Source organism: Variovorax sp. 05L425, from assembly GCF_056397705.1.
The window spans coordinates 141766-157404 of sequence record NZ_JBFTNY010000004.1 but is presented as its reverse complement, the minus strand read 5'-3'; the positions used below and the strand labels follow the sequence as shown (position 1 = coordinate 157404).

Annotated in this window: 16 protein-coding genes and 1 tRNA gene; 6 read left to right on the top strand and 11 right to left on the bottom strand. The window is 61.7% G+C overall.

Translation table 11 applies throughout. The annotated features are described in order from the left end of the window. Nucleotides 1-37: 37 nt before the first annotated feature. The 6 genes from coaE to AC1DN9_RS06520 form a co-directional block, all read right to left on the bottom strand. Nucleotides 38-640: a dephospho-CoA kinase gene (gene coaE, locus AC1DN9_RS06545; RefSeq protein ID WP_478098414.1), complete on the bottom strand. Its 603-nt coding sequence runs from the start codon at nt 638-640 to the stop codon at nt 38-40. A 13-nt stretch (nt 641-653) separates the two neighbouring features. Further along, entirely contained in the window at nt 654-1496 is an 843-nt protein-coding gene (locus AC1DN9_RS06540; protein WP_478098412.1) for a prepilin peptidase, read from the bottom strand. Beyond that, a complete protein-coding gene (locus AC1DN9_RS06535; RefSeq protein ID WP_478098409.1) occupies nt 1496-2719 on the bottom strand; it encodes a type II secretion system F family protein in 1224 nt (407 codons plus the stop codon). The genes AC1DN9_RS06540 and AC1DN9_RS06535 overlap by 1 nt, the downstream gene beginning before the upstream one ends. A gap of 20 nt (nt 2720-2739) precedes the next feature. Continuing rightward, on the bottom strand, nt 2740-4473 hold the full coding sequence (gene pilB, locus AC1DN9_RS06530) for a type IV-A pilus assembly ATPase PilB (RefSeq protein ID WP_478098407.1): 1734 nt from the start codon (nt 4471-4473) through the stop codon (nt 2740-2742). A 305-nt stretch (nt 4474-4778) separates the two neighbouring features. Next, a tRNA-Pro gene (locus AC1DN9_RS06525) sits at nt 4779-4855 on the bottom strand. 37 nt (nt 4856-4892) lie between these two features. After that, nucleotides 4893-5885: a polyprenyl synthetase family protein gene (locus tag AC1DN9_RS06520; RefSeq protein ID WP_478098405.1), complete on the bottom strand. Its 993-nt coding sequence runs from the start codon at nt 5883-5885 to the stop codon at nt 4893-4895. 187 nt (nt 5886-6072) lie between these two features. Here AC1DN9_RS06520 and rplU point away from each other — a divergent pair, with 187 nt between their 5' ends. From rplU to proB, 4 genes are all read left to right on the top strand, one after another. Continuing rightward, a complete protein-coding gene (gene rplU / locus AC1DN9_RS06515) occupies nt 6073-6384 on the top strand; it encodes a 50S ribosomal protein L21 (RefSeq protein WP_093105742.1) in 312 nt (103 codons plus the stop codon). Between the two features lie 12 nt (nt 6385-6396). Next, nucleotides 6397-6654, top strand: a complete 258-nt coding sequence (rpmA, locus tag AC1DN9_RS06510; protein WP_478098401.1) for a 50S ribosomal protein L27 — start codon at nt 6397-6399, stop codon at nt 6652-6654. 68 nt (nt 6655-6722) lie between these two features. After that, nucleotides 6723-7778, top strand: coding sequence for an Obg family GTPase CgtA (cgtA, locus tag AC1DN9_RS06505; RefSeq protein ID WP_478098399.1), 1056 nt, complete (start codon nt 6723-6725; stop codon nt 7776-7778). Between the two features lie 50 nt (nt 7779-7828). Then, entirely contained in the window at nt 7829-8974 is a 1146-nt protein-coding gene (gene proB / locus AC1DN9_RS06500; protein WP_478098397.1) for a glutamate 5-kinase, read from the top strand. A gap of 4 nt (nt 8975-8978) precedes the next feature. Here the strand turns inward: proB and AC1DN9_RS06495 are convergent, their stop codons facing one another. Further along, nucleotides 8979-9476: a CNP1-like family protein gene (locus AC1DN9_RS06495; RefSeq protein WP_478098396.1), complete on the bottom strand. Its 498-nt coding sequence runs from the start codon at nt 9474-9476 to the stop codon at nt 8979-8981. After that, complete coding sequence (locus AC1DN9_RS06490) at nt 9463-10119, bottom strand: RNA pyrophosphohydrolase (RefSeq protein WP_478098716.1); 657 nt, start codon at nt 10117-10119, stop codon at nt 9463-9465. Before AC1DN9_RS06490 ends, AC1DN9_RS06495 begins: the two co-directional genes overlap by 14 nt. Before the next feature lie 123 nt (nt 10120-10242). On the opposite strand from AC1DN9_RS06490, the gene AC1DN9_RS06485 reads away from it, so the two are divergent. Further along, a complete protein-coding gene (locus AC1DN9_RS06485; RefSeq protein WP_478098394.1) occupies nt 10243-11991 on the top strand; it encodes a proline--tRNA ligase in 1749 nt (582 codons plus the stop codon). After that, complete coding sequence (locus AC1DN9_RS06480; RefSeq protein WP_478098392.1) at nt 11988-12659, top strand: lytic transglycosylase domain-containing protein; 672 nt, start codon at nt 11988-11990, stop codon at nt 12657-12659. The genes AC1DN9_RS06485 and AC1DN9_RS06480 overlap by 4 nt, the downstream gene beginning before the upstream one ends. 3 nt (nt 12660-12662) lie before the next feature. Here AC1DN9_RS06480 and paeA read toward each other — a convergent pair whose 3' ends face one another. The 3 genes from paeA to AC1DN9_RS06465 all read right to left on the bottom strand — a co-directional run bounded on the left by paeA (nt 12663) and on the right by AC1DN9_RS06465 (nt 15635). Continuing rightward, nucleotides 12663-13970, bottom strand: a complete 1308-nt coding sequence (paeA, locus tag AC1DN9_RS06475; RefSeq protein WP_478098390.1) for a polyamine export protein PaeA — start codon at nt 13968-13970, stop codon at nt 12663-12665. A 72-nt stretch (nt 13971-14042) separates the two neighbouring features. After that, nucleotides 14043-15035, bottom strand: coding sequence for an AAA family ATPase (locus AC1DN9_RS06470; RefSeq protein WP_478098388.1), 993 nt, complete (start codon nt 15033-15035; stop codon nt 14043-14045). Nucleotides 15036-15134: 99 nt separating this feature from the next. Then, the gene (locus AC1DN9_RS06465) at nt 15135-15635 is read right to left on the bottom strand and encodes a cupin domain-containing protein (protein WP_478098386.1); all 501 of its coding nucleotides are present in this window, start codon (nt 15633-15635) and stop codon (nt 15135-15137) included. Between the last annotated feature and the right edge of the window lie 4 nt (nt 15636-15639).

Sequence of the window (15639 nt, the reverse complement as noted above, 5' to 3'; positions counted from 1 at the left end):
TTCTTGTTGTCCGGCGCATGGGCCGGCTAACCGGGGATTATCGCGTGCCCGCGACCACCCACCGCTCCCAGAGACCCCGTACGTTGGAAGAGAGTTCCGCCAAGCTCAAACTCTCGTTGTAGATCACGGCGTCGGCCGCCGCCCTGCGCAAGGCGCGATCGACCTGTTGGGCGATCACCGAGCGAACCGCATTGGGCGTCCAACCCGACCGGGCGACCACGCGTTCCAGTTGTGTTTGCTCGGTCGCATCGATCACCAGAACGCGATCGACGATTCCGCGCCAGCGCCTTGATTCGACCAGCAACGGCACGTCGAACACGATGGGTTGCCCTACGGCCGCCGAGGCGGCCTGGCGTTCGCACTCGGCGCCGATCAAGGGATGCAGGATGGCTTCCAGGCGCTTCTTGGCCATGGGGTCGAGGAACGCAATTTCCCTCATGCGCGCTCGGTCCATGCTGCCGTCCGGCGTGATGATGGACGGACCGAATTCCGCCTCGAGCGCCGGCATGGCCGCGCCGCGCGGCGCGGTCATCGCTCTTGCGATGGCATCGGTGTCGACCAGATGTGCGCCCAGAAGGACCAGCATGGACGCGACGGTGCTTTTGCCGCTTCCTATGCCTCCGGTCAGGCCGATGCGCATGGTTCGCGGGCCCCTAAAGGCCCACCACTCGGAGGATCGCATCGGGGCCGAAGACCATGGCGGTGAAGCCAGCCCCTGCCAGGAACGGCCCGAAAGGCACATAGCCGCCTTCGCGCAGTTTGCTATTGATCTTGAGTGCGAGACCGACGATCACGCCAATGACCGAAGCCATCAGGATGATCGGTACCAACGCTTGCCACCCGAACCATGCACCGAAAGCGGCAAACAGCTTGAAGTCGCCGTAGCCCATGCCTTCCTTTCCGGTCGTCAGCTTGAACAGCCAATAGACTGCCCAGAGCGAACAATAGCCGGCAACGGCACCCCAGACGGCGTTGGTGACCGAAATTCCCGTGAAGCCAGCGATGGAGGCCAGCAGGCCCGCCCACAGCAACGGCAGCGTGATGTCGTCGGGGAGGAGGGTCGTATCCCAGTCGATCAGCGCCAATGCCAGGAGCGCCGCCGCGAAGCCGCACCATGCAAGGCTGCCAAACGTGCCCGGCATGCGCCAGACACACCACGCGAACAACGCCGCGGTCACTATTTCGACCAACGGATAGCGCAGGCTGATCGGCGTTTTGCATGCCGAGCATTTGCCGCGCAGGAACACATAGCTGAGAACCGGAATGTTTTCGTACCAGCGAATCACATGGCTGCATTTCTGACAGCGCGAGTGCGGCACCATCAGGTTGAACCGCTCCGCGGGAGGTGGCTCCGATTCGTTCAAGCTGGCGCAGTCCGCAGCCCATTGCTGTTCGAGCATCTTGGGCAGTCGATAGATCACGACATTGAGAAAGCTGCCGATCAACAACCCGAGCAAGCCGGCCAACGCGGCGTCCACCCCGTGCGAAACCAGCATCAGACGACTTGGCCGAGCTTGAAGATGGGCAGGTACATCGAAACCACGATGCCGCCGATGATGACGCCGAGGAACACGATGATGATGGGTTCCATCAGGCTCGAGAGGCCTGCGACCATGTCGTCGACCTCAGATTCGTAGAAGTCGGCCGCCTTGCCCAGCATGTGATCAATGGAGCCTGATTCCTCTCCAATGGCGGTCATCTGCAAGACCATCGAAGGGAACAGGTTGGCGTTGGTCATTGCCGTAGTCAGGCTTGTTCCGGTCGACACTTCCTGCTGGATCTTGGTCGTCGCTTCCGCGTAGACCGAGTTGCCGGATGCGCCGCCCACTGAATCGAGCGCTTCGACCAGCGGGACGCCCGCGGCAAACATGGTGGCAAGTGTTCGCGTCCAGCGCGCAACGCACGACTTGTCGATCAGCGCACCGAATATCGGCAGACGAAGGAGAAGGCGGTCCATGACCTTCTGAACGCGCTCGTTGCGCTTCCATGCCTGGAGGAAAAAGTAAGTGCCGCCGCCGACGACGCCGAAGATCAACCACCAGTAGGAAACGAAGAATTCGCTGATGCCCATGACGATCAGGGTCGGGGCGGGCAGGTCTGCGCCGAAGGAGGTGAACACCTGCTTGAATGCGGGGATCACGAAAATCATGATGATGGCCACCACCACGAAAGCAACCACGATCACCGAGGTCGGATACATCAGGGCCGACTTGATCTTCGACTTGATCGCCTCGGTCTTCTCCATATAGGTGGCCAGACGATCGAGCAGGTCTTCAAGAATACCGGCGGCCTCGCCGGCCTCGACCAGATTGCAATAGAGATTGTCGAAATACTTTGGAAACTTGCGAAACGCGGAGGACAGCGAGGTACCAGTTTCCACGTCGCTGCGGATGTCGTTGAGCAGTTTTGCCACGCTCGGATTGGCGTTGCCGCGGCCCACGATGTCGAAGGCCTGCAGCAAGGGTACGCCCGCCTTCATCATGGTGGCCAATTGGCGGGTGAAGATCGCGATGTCCTTCGGCTTGATCGCCTTGCCGGAGCGCATCCGACGCTTCTTGATCTTCGTCGTCAGCACACCCTGGCGCCGCAGAGCGGCCTGCACCTGGTTTTCGCCAGCGGCCCGTACCTCGCCGCGGACTGTCTTCCCGCTGCGGTCCTTTCCCTCCCACTCGAAGATGTATTCCTTGAGCGTTCGGTTTGATGCTGCTGCCGTTGCCATTGATTCTCCGCTTCTCGGTGCTATTCGTTGGTGACCGCGACCACTTCTTCAAGTGACGTCAGTCCCTGCATAACTTTCTTCAACCCGGATTGGCGCAGCGAACGCACGCCCTCGGCCTCCGCCTGCTTGGCGATATCCAGCGAAGATCCGTCGCGAAGAATGATCTTCTGGATCTCCTCGCTGATCGGCATCACTTGGTAGATGCCGACGCGGCCCTTGTAGCCGCCATTGCAGGCGGAGCATCCGACCGGGTGGTATGGCTTCCAGGTGCCGTCGACTTGATGATCCTTGAAACCCGCGTCGATCAATGCCTGTTTGGGCACGTCTGCGGGGGCGCGGCATACGGTGCACAAGCGCCGAGCAAGGCGCTGCGCGGTGATCAGGATCACGCTGGAAGCGATGTTGAAGGGCGCAATACCCATGTTGCGCATCCGCGTCAGCGTGGTGGGCGCGTCGTTGGTGTGCAGGGTTGAAAGTACCAGGTGGCCCGTCTGCGCCGCCTTGATTGAAATGTCGGCCGTCTCGAGGTCACGAATTTCGCCAACCATGATGATGTCGGGATCCTGCCGCAGGAAGGCACGTAGCGCTGTCGCGAAAGTCAGGCCCGCCTTCTCGTTGACATTGACCTGATTCACGCCTGGCAGATTGATTTCGGATGGGTCTTCTGCCGTCGCGATGTTGACGCCCGGTTTGTTGAGCATGTTCAGACAGGTGTACAGCGACACTGTCTTGCCCGAACCCGTGGGCCCTGTGACCAGCACCATGCCGTAAGGGCGGGCGATGGCTTGCAGCAAGCGCTCTTTTTCGTCGGCGTCGTAGCCGAGCGCGTCGATGCCTAGTCGTGCACTGCTCGGGTCAAGAATACGGATGACGATTTTTTCGCCGAACAGGGTTGGCAGCGTGCTCACCCGGAAATCGATGACCCGCTCGGGACCGATCTTGAGCTTCATTCGCCCGTCCTGGGGAATGCGCTTCTCGGATATATCCAGTCTTGAGATGACCTTGATGCGCGAGGCCAGCTTGTCCTTGATGACGGTCGGCGGACTTGCGATTTCGCGCAGTTCGCCGTCGATGCGGAAGCGAACACGGTAGTTGTGTTCGTAGGGCTCGAAGTGAATATCGGACGCGCGCATGCTGAACGCGTCGAGCAGCATCTTGTGAAGAAACCGGACGACCGGCGCATCCTCGACTTCGGCAACGGCTTGGTCGGGAGTCTCACCTGGTGTGTCCGTCGAAATCTCGTCGAACTCGAACTCAGCGCCGATGATGCTGTCGATCGTTTCGGAGGCCGTGACGGCCGCCGCTTCGATCATGCGAGAGAGCTTGTCGTACTCCGCGATGACCCAGTCAACGCCCATTTGCGACGCGAACTTGATCTTTTCAGCTGCCTGCTGATCGGAGGGATCGGCTGTTGCGACAATGAGACGGTTATTGCGCTTGCTAAGGACAACGACTCGGTAGGCCTGGCAAAGCTTGGTGTCAAGCAAGTCTTTGGGGAGACGCTGCGGATCGATGGCGTCGAGATCGAGCAGCGGCGCACCAAAGGCGCTCGATAGCGTGTGCGCCAGATCGGCCGCCGAGACCGCACCTGTGCCGGTCAACTCCGCAATGAAGCTGGTGCGCCCGCTAAGGGACTTCTGATAGATGTCTTCCGCAACTTTGGCGGGGAGCTTTCCAGCCGAGACCAAGGCGCGCGCCAGTCCCGGAAGGGCGACAGGCGAGCTTTCTTTGACTAGGGGTTCGGCAGCGGCCATTCAACAATGTAAAAAACGTGAAAAAGTGCTTCACGATCATCGCTGATCACCCAGGGGCTGTAAACCTCTTCGCGATCGGTGATCGCGGAGCATTTGGCACTTGCAGCTCAAAAGGCTGGTCGGCTCAGCGAGGATTGAAGCCTCTAACCTCTTAAAAGGGAAAGGCATCTTATCAGCAGACCGAAGAAGCGCGGGGTGGGTTGAATGACGTTGCCGAAAGACGGAGACTCCGCTCCCATGCCCCATTGCAAGGCTGGCATTCAATGCTCGACGCTAGGTGTTTTTTGATATTCCTAGCGGGAATCTGGTCGGGGTGAGAGGATTCGAACCTCCGGCCTCTACGTCCCGAACGTAGCGCTCTACCAGGCTAAGCTACACCCCGATGGTTGCAAGAAAAGAGAGTCGTCCTTCGTGGTGACTTAGGCGCGTCGCTCAAGCAACTGAGCCGCTAATTGTAGCAAACCGGCGGAGTGCGAATTTGCAGGAAAACCACGAAGTGCGTCCATCGCACGCTGAGCCTCTGCCGCTGCAGCGTCTCTCGTGGCTTCAAGAGCGCCCGTTTCCCGCACGATTTCCACGATCCGCGGCAACTGTGTCGTATCTCCGGCTTCTATGGCCGCGCGGATGAAATCTCGTTGATGCGACGTGCCGCGTTGCATGGCGAGAATCAAGGGAAGTGTGGTCTTGCCTTCGCGAAGGTCATCTCCCACGTTCTTGCCTGTCTCGCTCGCGTCGCCGGCGTAATCCAAGACATCATCGATGACTTGGAAGGCCGTGCCGAGCGCTTGGCCGTAGGTGGCGCACGCCTCCTCGACTTCGGGCGTTGCCTTGGCGAGTACCGCCGCAAGCCGAGTGCTTGCCTCGAACAACTTGGCGGTCTTGGAGCGAATCACCCTGAGATAAGCTTCCTCGTTGAGCGAGGCGTCATGCATGTTCATCAGTTGGAGCACTTCCCCTTCGGCGATGACATTGGTCGCCTCGGCGAGTATCTCCATGACCCGGATGTCGTTGGCGTCCAACATCATTTGGAACGCGCGGGAGTACAGGAAGTCACCCACGAGTACGCTCGCGGGGTTTCCAAAGGATTCATTGGCTGTCGGTCGGCCGCGGCGAAGCGTCGATTCGTCGACGACGTCATCGTGTAACAGCGTCGCCGTGTGGATAAATTCCACGACGGCAGCCAAGTTGAAGCGTTGCTCCCCCTGATAACCCAGCGAGCCAGCCATGAGGAGGAGCAATGCGGGCCTCAGTCGTTTGCCGCCCGCGGAAATGATGTACTTCGACACCTGGCTCACGAGCGGCACGCCAGTATCGAGCCGGCGGGCGATCACAAGATCGACCCCGGCCATATCTTCTGCAATCAGGCTGAGGACGTTGGCGGCGGGGGAGGTGTCTGCGGCGGGAACTGACAAGGCGAGGGCGCTTGCGCGCTGCGAGAGGTGCGACGATGGCGCTTGGCCGGAAGTCGCCGATTATAGGGAGACCAAAGGATTAATGGCCTCGCACCTTGGAATGATGGGTGTAGTCAGGCCGCATGCGTGCTAGAATCTTGGGCTCTGCGGAATTTGCCGTAGAGCCATCTTTTCCCAAGAGGTCCACATGTACGCGGTCATAAAAACCGGCGGCAAGCAGTATCGCGTTGCTTCCGGCGAGAAAATTAAAGTAGAACAGATTGCTGCGGACGTAGGCCAGGAAATCGTGATCGACCAAGTTCTCGCAGTCGGCGACGGCAGCGCAATCAAGGTCGGTACGCCCCTGGTGTCCGGCGCATCGGTGACAGCCACGGTGCTGTCGCACGGCAAGCACGACAAGGTTCGCATCTTCAAGATGCGTCGTCGTAAGCACTATCAGAAACGTCAAGGCCATCGCCAGCAGTTCACTGAACTGCAAATCGGCGCGATCGCCGGCTAAGGAGCTGATTCCATGGCACAGAAAAAAGGCGGCGGCTCTACGCGGAACGGGCGTGATTCGAAGCCCAAAATGCTCGGTGTTAAGGCCTTCGGCGGCGAATTGATCAGTGCAGGCTCGATCATCGTGCGCCAACGCGGCACGCAATTCCACCCTGGCATCAATGTCGGCGTGGGCAAGGACCACACGCTATTTGCGCTGGTGGACGGCCATGTGTCTTTCGGCACCAAGGGCGCACTCAACAAGCACACGGTCAACGTGACTCCGGCCTAAGCCTGTCACTTCGATCTTTTCGGAGCCCCGCTTTGCCGGGGCTTCTTCATTTGTAAACTGGATATCTCATGAAGTTCGTGGACGAGGCCTTCATCGACGTTGCTGCCGGCGACGGCGGCAACGGCTGCGTGTCGTTCCGTCATGAGAAGTACAAGGAATTCGGCGGGCCGAACGGCGGCGACGGAGGGCGGGGTGGCCACGTGTTCGCGGTGGCGGACTCAAACCTGAATACCCTGGTCGACTTCCGGTTTTCGCGCCGCCACGAAGCGAAGCGAGGGCAGCACGGGATGGGCTCGGACATGTTCGGCGCCGCCGGCGAAGACATCACGCTCAAGATGCCGGTCGGAACGATCATTTCCGATGCAGAGACCGGCGAGGTGCTTTATGAGCTGTTGGCGCCGGGCGAGGTGATCACGATTGCCAAGGGCGGTGACGGTGGTTTCGGCAACATGCGATTCAAGAGCGCCATCAATCGCGCCCCGCGGCAGAAGACCCCGGGCTGGCCTGGCGAGAAGAAGAACCTCAAGCTCGAACTCAAGGTTTTGGCAGATGTCGGCCTGCTAGGCATGCCGAACGCCGGCAAATCAACGCTCATCAGCGCCATTTCCAACGCGCGGCCGCGCATCGCTGACTATCCCTTTACAACGTTGCATCCCAATCTCGGCGTCGTCCGCGTCGGTCCGGAGCAGAGCTTTGTCGTGGCCGACCTCCCAGGATTGATCGAAGGTGCATCGGAAGGTGCTGGCCTTGGTCATCTCTTTTTGCGTCATCTTCAGCGCACTCGTTTGCTTCTGCACGTGGTCGACCTCGCACCGTTCGACGAGGGAGTCGATCCGGTGGCGCAGGCCAAGGCGATCGTCGGCGAGCTGAAGAAATACGATGCCGCTCTCTACGAAAAGCCTCGCTGGCTGGTGCTGAACAAGCTCGACATGATCCCCGTCGACGAGCGTGCCACGCGCGTCAAGGATTTCGTCAAGAGATTGCGTTTCAAGGGGCCGGTTTTCGAGATTTCTGCGCTCACCCGCGAAGGGTGCGAGCCGTTGGTTCAGGCGATCTACCAGCACGTCAAGGCTCAGCAGGTGGCCGAGCAGCCGCCGACTGAGATCGATCCGCGCTTTTCGTGAGTCCATCCGAGGACGGACAGTCCAGTAGCCATCAAGTTAGCCATAGCTCCATGACCTCAAGTTCTGGTTCAGCCGCACTCCGTGACGCACGTCGCATTGTTGTCAAAGTGGGCTCTAGCCTGGTCACCAATGAAGGGCGTGGCCTGGATGAGAGCGCCATTGGTGAATGGTGCCGCCAACTTGCAACGCTGGTCCGCGATGGCCGGGAGGTCGTGATGGTGTCGAGTGGCGCGATCGCCGAAGGCATGAAGCGACTGGGTTGGCGTGTTCGCCCGCATGAGATTCATGAGCTGCAGGCAGCCGCGGCAGTTGGCCAGATGGGCCTGGCGCAAGTCTATGAAACCAAGTTGCGCGAAAACGGTATCGGCAGCGCGCAAGTGTTGTTGACGCACGCAGATCTCGCGGACCGTGAACGCTATCTCAATGCGCGTTCCACCCTCGTTACCTTGCTTGCGCTCGGTGTGGTGCCGGTCATCAACGAGAACGACACGGTCGTCAACGACGAAATCAAGTTCGGCGACAACGACACCCTTGGCGCGTTGGTTGCCAACCTGGTCGAGGCCGACGCGCTGGTCATCTTGACGGACCAGAAGGGCCTTTTCACTGCCGACCCGCGCAAGGATCCTGATGCCCGCTTCGTGCACGAAGCGGCAGCGGGCGACCCGGCGCTCGAGGTCATGGCCGGTGGAGCCGGCAGCAGCATCGGCCGCGGCGGCATGATCACAAAAATCCTTGCGGCCAAGCGTGCGGCGGGGTCCGGTGCGTCGACTGTGATCGCCTGGGGCCGCGAGCCTGATGCTCTGCTGCGGCTGACGTGCGGCGAGCCTATCGGCACGCTTTTGCTCGCGCAAACCGCCAAGCATCAGGCGCGGAAGCGCTGGATGGCCGACCACCTTCAGCTGCGTGGCGCTGTGTCGGTGGATGCGGGCGCGGCGGCCAAGGTGCGTGGCGAGGGCAAGAGCCTGCTCCCGATCGGCATGACGAGCGTCGAAGGCGAGTTCTCGCGCGGCGACGTGATTGCGATACGCGATGACCGGGGAGTCGAACTCGCGCGGGGCCTTGCCAACTACTCAAGTGTCGAGGCTCGCATGCTCTGTCGCAAGCCATCGATGGAATTCGAGCGGCTCCTGGGCTATGTCGCCGAAGCCGAGATGGTCCATCGGGACAACATGGTGTTGATGCCCGACGGCCACTGACCGATCACTCGACCTCGCGGACCGGTGTCGTCAAGTTGCGAACCATTTCGTTCACTGAGGCCCGCGGGGCATGCCCGCGACACAGTCCCTGTGTAGCCAACGCGTAGACGTAGCGTGCGCTTCGTTCGCTGAAACGCCTCCATTCGGGATCGACCTGCTGCTCCCATGCTCCATTGATGAAGCGTGCGTAGGTCTTGTGCTCGTCGGTCGCGCACCGCACGCCTTCGTAGAAGGCATTGAATCCGCCGCCTTCGCGGTTGGATGCGACGACCACATAGCGCACCACGCCATCGCGTGTCACCTTGATGGTCGCGGGATCGACGCCGAACTTCAGGCTCATGTAGCGTGGCATGTCGATGCCGATCAGCTTGTCCTGGCTGAAAGCCGGGGGCGGTGGCACTTCGGATTCCTTCCAGTCGGCATCCTCAAACAACTGGGCGTGGGCGAGGCTCGAAGCGCCAAGAATGCAGGCGAGGGCGATTCGCCAGCTAGCGCGGAGCATGAAACGGGTCGCTGGTCGAGGGAGAGTCGTTCGCAAGGTTGGCATTCGGATTCGGGTCGAAGCTGGCGCCGGGCGGCAGTTCGAAGGTCGGTTCATGGCCCGGGCCGGGCGGATGGCGCTCGAATTCGCGCGCGCGCACATTGCTGCGCAGGAACCGGTTGCGGAAATCCTGCCGAGGCAGGTAGCGGGCGAGTTCGGTCAATGCCATCTCATAGACGCCGCGCTTGAATTCGACCACCACGTCCAACGGGACCCAGTAGTCATGCCAGCGCCAGGCGTCGAACTCGGGATGATCTGTGGCGCGCAGGTTCAGATCCCAGTCGTGACCGATCAATTGCAGCAAATACCAGATCTGCTTCTGGCCTTTGTAATGGCCGCGCGCGTCACGGCGGATGAACCGATCCGGCACCTCGTAGCGCAACCAGTCACGGGTACGGGCCACGATGCGCACATGCTCCGGGTGGAGACCCACTTCCTCATGCAGTTCCCGGAACATCGCCTGCTCGGGACTTTCGCCGCGATCGATGCCGCCTTGAGGAAACTGCCAGGAGTGTGTACGAATACGCTTACCCCAGAAAACCTGGTTTCTCTGGTTGAGCAGGATGATGCCGACGTTGGGCCTGAAGCCGTCCCGGTCGAGCATAATCAAACCCCAATTTTTGAACTGAGTCGATTATGCCTGCCGGCTTGCGTACGGCAAGCGGCCGGTTCCGGGCCTTCCGCCCTGCCACCAACCCCCTGCCCGTATTCTTTCTTTGCGTGACCGATGAAAGCTTCCCGATTCTTTATCTCCACCCTCAAGGAAGCGCCAGCCGACGCCGAAGTCGCGAGCCACCGTCTCATGATGCGTGCTGGCATGATCAAGAAGCTCGGCACCGGCATCTATACCTATATGCCGATGGGCCTGCGGGTCATACGCAAGGTCGAGGCGATCGTCCGGGAAGAAATGAACCGGGCGGGTGCAGTTGAGCTGACCATGCCCGTGGTTCAGCCCGCCGAATTCTGGGAAGAGAGCGGGCGCTTTCAGGGCTACGGCCTCGAACTCCTGCGCATCAAGGACCGTCACGAGCGCTCGTTCGTCATCCAGCCGACGAGCGAAGAGGTCGTGACCGATATCGCGCGCCAGGAAATTCGCAGCTACAAGCAGCTGCCGAAGAACCTGTACCAGATCCAGACCAAGTTCCGCGACGAGCGCCGACCGCGCTTCGGCCTGATGCGTGGGCGCGAGTTCATCATGAAGGACGCGTACAGCTTCGATCGAGACCTCGAAGGCGCGAAGGCCAGCTACAAGGTGATGGCCGACGCCTACCGGAAGATCTTCGACCGATTCGGCCTGCGCTACCGAGCTGTGGCGGCGGACAGCGGTGCGATCGGCGGTGACGTGAGCCAGGAATTCCAGGTGATCGCGGCGACGGGTGAGGACGCGATCGTCTATTGCCCCGACAGCGACTACGCCGCGAACATGGAAAAAGCCGAGGCCCTTGCACCGGCCGGGCCGCGCGGCGCGGCGACGAAGCCCCTGACGAAGACACCTACGCCGGGCAAGAGCACCTGCGAGGACGTGGCTGAATTGCTGGGCGTGCCGCTCTCGACAACCGTGAAATCGCTGGTCTTGGCGACCGACACACTGGACGCGGCGGGCAACATCAAGGGCGTCCAGGTATGGCTGCTGCTGGTTCGCGGCGACCATGAGATGAACGAGATCAAGGTGGGCAAGGTGCCGGGCCTCGACCAGGGCTTCCGCTTTGCAACCGTCACCGAGATCGAGGACCACTTCGGCAGCAAGCCGGGCTATCTGGGGCCGCTGAATCTCAAGCAGGCGGTCAAGATCGTCGCGGACCGCGAGGTTGCGGTGATGGCCGACTGGATCTGCGGCGCCAACGAAGTCGATTTCCATATCACCGGCGTGAACTGGGGTCGCGACCTGCCGGAGCCCGACGCCGTGGCCGACATCCGCAATGTCGTCGCTGGCGACCCGTCCCCCGACGGAAAGGGCATCCTGGCGATCGAACGTGGCATCGAGGTCGGCCACGTCTTCGTGCTCGGCACCAAGTACAGCAAGCCGATGAATGCGACCTTCCTCGACGAGGCCGGCAAGCCGCAGTTTCTCGAGATGGGTTGCTACGGCATCGGAATCACCCGGCTACCAGCCGCGGCGATCGAGCAAAACAACGACGAGCGGGGCATCATCTGGCCCGATGCGATCGCGCCATTCACCGTCGTGGTCTGCCCGATCGGCATGGACCGCAGCGCCGACGTGAAGGCGGCAGCCGAAGCTCTCTATGAGCGACTCCTGGCTGCCGGCGTCGATGTGCTGCTCGACGACCGCGGCGAACGCCCCGGCGCGATGTTCGCTGATTGGGAACTGATCGGCGTGCCGCATCGCGTCGTGATCTCCGATCGCGGGCTGAAGGAAGGCCAGTTCGAGTACCAACATCGCCGTGAAACCGCCGCGACCAAGGTGCCGATGGGCGGCATCGCGGATTTCATTGCCGGCAAGCTGGCTGCTGCATGAGCCTGACGGCGTCCATAGAAGCGTCCGGGCTTTCGCGGCGCCTCTGTCTGGGCGCCGCCGCCTGCGGGGCGCTGTCCCTGGTGCTGCCGCGCGAGGCCATCGCCGGTGCGCAGATCGAGGAACCGCTGATCGATTCCGTGCGCACCGCGCTGACGTCGGCCATCCGTAACAACGCGCCGCCGATCCCGGAATTCAAGGACACAGAATCCCGCCTCGTGTACTTGCGATGGCTCGGCGAAATGAGCGAACGGCTCAAGAAGAAACTGCCCGACTGGCCGACGCGGAAGGAATTCCTGCAAACCGTCTGGTACGAAGCGCGTCGCGCTGGCCTGGACGTCAGCCTCGTGCTCGGGTTGATCCAGGTGGAAAGCAACTTCCGCAAGTTTGCGGTGTCGAGCGTCGGCGCCCGGGGCTACATGCAGGTCATGCCCTTCTGGACCCGCGTGATCGGCGACGGCGATCCATCCAAGCTCTTCCACATGCAGACCAATCTGCGCTTCGGCTGCGTGATCCTGCGTCACTACCTCGACCGTGAATCCGGCGATTTGTTCATGACGCTCGGTCGCTACAACGGCAGCCGTGGCAAGTCGCCCTATCCGGATGCTGTCTTTGCGAATCAGCGGCTCTGGGTGTTCAAGGATCCGCGCAAGGACATCAGGCCGGACTGAGGCTCAGGCCTTGGCCGTCATCGCGGCCGTGCGGGTGACCATCACCTGGTCGATGCGGTAGCTGTCCACGTCCATCACTTCGAAGGTGTAGCCCGCCCAACTGACGCTGTCGGTTCTCTTGGGAACGCGGCGGAGCATCACCATGAGGAAGCCGGCGAGCGTTTCGTACTCGTCCGGATGTGGCAGTTCCTCGATGTCGAGCGCCCGCTGGACGTCCTGAATCGGCGTCACGCCGTCGATCAGCCACGAGTTCTCGTCGCGCTTCACGATCTGCTGTTCTTCGTCCTGATCGCCGACCAGGTCGCCCATCACGGTGCTCATCACGTCATTGAGCGTGATCACGCCGACCACCAGGCTGTATTCGTTCACGATGATCGCGAAGTCCTCGTGGGCCTGTTGAAATTGTTCGAGCACCTCGGTCAGCGACAGTCTGTCGGGAATGACGAGCGCCTTGTGAAGCGGCAGACCATGGTCGAAGGAGAGCGGCTGATCGCTCAGCACGCGCTGGAACATGTCCTTGCTGTCGACGTAGCCGAGCACATGGTCGATCTCGCCGTCGCACACGGGGTAGGCGGAAAAGGGTTCGGCCACGATGCGCGCGCGCAGCACCGTCTCCGGGTCGTCCCGAAGAAACCAGGCGATGCGGTCGCGCGAAGTCATCACGCTGCTCACCAGTCGGGTGTCGAGCTCGAACACGTTGGCGATCACCTGCTGCTCCCGCTGCGCCAGAACGCCCGCGCGCGCGCCAGCTTCAGTCATCGCGAGGATGTCGGCCGAGGTGATCTTTTCGTCGCGCTGCATCGGCATGCCGAGCAGCTTGAAAAGCACATCGGTGCTGACCGTGAAGAACCAGACCAGCGGCTTGAAGGTGGTGATCAGCACCTGCATCGGGCCGACCATCCGCACCGCAAGCCGCTCGGGGCTGCTCATGCCGAGCCGTTTGGGAAACAGGTCGGCAAACACGAGGAAGACCGCGATGATCGTGATGAACGAAGCGAGGAAGGCCGCAGTCTGCGCGGCCTCGACGCTGAGCCAAAGCTCGAACAGGCGCGCGTAATAGGGGCTCAGCGAACCTTCGCCGACCACGCCGCCGAGGATCGCGACGGCGTTGAGTCCGATCTGGACCACGGTGAAGTAGTGGCCCGGCTGCTCCTGGATGCGCATCACGCGCTCGGCACGGACGTCGCCTTCGTCGGCCATCTGACGCAGGCGGAGACGGCGGGAAGCGGCCAGGGAAATTTCGGCGAGGGAGAAGAAGGCGCTCGTCGCGATGAGCGCGACGATGACCAGCAAGCTTTGGGTCAGGGTCATGGGTCGGTCGATGAAGACCGACATGGTGCCACGACCCGGGCGCGTTCCATCCCGGGTCGACCCGGCACGCTTCTATTGCACGAAACCGATGCGGCTTCGAGGCGTGCTGACCCGTGGAAGATCCTCCACGCGCACCTCGCCCCGGCCGGCCAGGCGGGCATTGCCGAAGCCGGTCATCAGCGCGCGCCGCATCTCGCGCGGCGCGAGGGTTGCGAGTTGGTCGAGTACATCGTCGGAGGGTTCTTCGGTCAGCAGGCGGCCCCAGTCATGCTCACCCCTGATCGACGCGTAGAGTTGGCGCGCAATCTGCCGAGAAGCTTCTGGCGAGGGCGCCTCGATCTCGAACACGTTCATGCGGTTCAGGATGGGCTCGGGAATGCCGCGTTCGTCATTTGCGGTGGTAATCCAGATCACCTGGCTGGCGTCGATCGGGATTTCGGCGAACTCGTCGACGAACGCGTGGGCTGTGTCGTGCTCCAGCAGGCTGTAGAGCGCGCCGAGCGGGTCGTACTGGCTGTCGGCACCTGCCTTGTCGATTTCGTCAATGACCATCACAGGGTTTGCGTACTGGCCGTCGACCAGCGCTTCGAACACCTTGCCGGGCTTCGCGCCCTTCCATTGCGAGGATGCACCGGACAACAGCCAGCCGGCTGTCATGGAGTTCATCGGAACCAGCGACATTCCGGTACCCAGCAGGTCGGCCAGTTTCCTTGCGAAGTGGGTCTTGCCGACACCCGGCGGCCCGAGCAGCAACATCGGCGTGACTTCGAGTCCGTCGCGACTGTCCTGGGCGAGCGCCACGTGGCGACGCACGTCGTCGAGCACTTCGGTGAAGTTGGGCAGTTGCGCGTAGAGGCCGGACATCTCTGGCACGCCGCTGGGCTTGACCTGGAAGCGATCGGGGCCGCGTTCGAGCATGCGTTCGTAGGTCGTCCGCAGGTGTTCGTGGTCGCGATCGGGGAGCTTGGCGAGCTTGCGCTCGACGTCGTGCGTCTGGAAAACGCTGCGCAGGTTGGCGACCGGCAACTGGAACGACGACGCGGGGACGAGACTGCGGGAATCCATGGACACCTCCGGTTTCGAACACTTGGATACAGCATAAGCCGTGCCCGGTGTTCGCAGATGTCTATGTTTTCTCGGATTTGCCGTTTTGTCGCGAAGAGGTCAAATACCGCCTTGCGGGTGCGTGGGATCGACCCATAGAACCGACTCGGGCTTCTCGACAGGCTCAATGTCGAGGTTGATCGCCACGGCCTGGCCGTCACTGCGGCAGAGCACGCATTCGAGGGCTTCGGTCTCGCTGGCGTTGATTTCCTGGTGCGGCACGTAGGGCGGCACATAGATGAAATCGCCCGGACCTGCCTCAGCCGTGAACTCCAGTTGTTCACCCCATCGCATGCGGGCGCGCCCCCGAACGACATAGATCACCGATTCGAGGTGACCGTGGTGATGTGCACCGGTTTTGGCATTCGCATGAATGGTCACGGTCCCCGCCCACAGCTTCTGCGCGCCGACGCGCGCAAAGTTGATGGCCGCCGCCCGGTTCATGCCCGGCGTCTGCGCCGTGTTGGTGTCAAGCTGATTGCCCGGAATCACGCGCACGCCATCGTGCTTCCAGGCCGGGTCGTCATGCGCGTGCCCGTCATCCCCATGGTCGTGACTCATGCTC

Excerpts from the sequence above, each read along its gene's own strand:
- AC1DN9_RS06535 (WP_478098409.1), bottom strand. The coding sequence starts at position 2,719 with ATGGCAACGGCAGCAGCATCAAACCGAACGCTCAAGGAATACATCTTC.
- rplU (WP_093105742.1), top strand. The coding sequence starts at position 6,073 with ATGTACGCGGTCATAAAAACCGGCGGCAAGCAGTATCGCGTTGCTTCC.
- AC1DN9_RS06490 (WP_478098716.1), bottom strand. The coding sequence starts at position 10,119 with ATGCTCGACCGGGACGGCTTCAGGCCCAACGTCGGCATCATCCTGCTC.
- AC1DN9_RS06480 (WP_478098392.1), top strand. The coding sequence starts at position 11,988 with ATGAGCCTGACGGCGTCCATAGAAGCGTCCGGGCTTTCGCGGCGCCTC.
- cgtA (WP_478098399.1), top strand. The coding sequence starts at position 6,723 with ATGAAGTTCGTGGACGAGGCCTTCATCGACGTTGCTGCCGGCGACGGC.
- AC1DN9_RS06465 (WP_478098386.1), bottom strand. The coding sequence starts at position 15,635 with ATGAGTCACGACCATGGGGATGACGGGCACGCGCATGACGACCCGGCC.
- AC1DN9_RS06540 (WP_478098412.1), bottom strand. The coding sequence starts at position 1,496 with ATGCTGGTTTCGCACGGGGTGGACGCCGCGTTGGCCGGCTTGCTCGGG.
- proB (WP_478098397.1), top strand. The coding sequence starts at position 7,829 with ATGACCTCAAGTTCTGGTTCAGCCGCACTCCGTGACGCACGTCGCATT.
- AC1DN9_RS06485 (WP_478098394.1), top strand. The coding sequence starts at position 10,243 with ATGAAAGCTTCCCGATTCTTTATCTCCACCCTCAAGGAAGCGCCAGCC.
- paeA (WP_478098390.1), bottom strand. The coding sequence starts at position 13,970 with ATGACCCTGACCCAAAGCTTGCTGGTCATCGTCGCGCTCATCGCGACG.
- coaE (WP_478098414.1), bottom strand. The coding sequence starts at position 640 with ATGCGCATCGGCCTGACCGGAGGCATAGGAAGCGGCAAAAGCACCGTC.
- AC1DN9_RS06470 (WP_478098388.1), bottom strand. The coding sequence starts at position 15,035 with ATGGATTCCCGCAGTCTCGTCCCCGCGTCGTCGTTCCAGTTGCCGGTC.
- AC1DN9_RS06495 (WP_478098396.1), bottom strand. The coding sequence starts at position 9,476 with ATGCTCCGCGCTAGCTGGCGAATCGCCCTCGCCTGCATTCTTGGCGCT.
- rpmA (WP_478098401.1), top strand. The coding sequence starts at position 6,397 with ATGGCACAGAAAAAAGGCGGCGGCTCTACGCGGAACGGGCGTGATTCG.
- pilB (WP_478098407.1), bottom strand. The coding sequence starts at position 4,473 with ATGGCCGCTGCCGAACCCCTAGTCAAAGAAAGCTCGCCTGTCGCCCTT.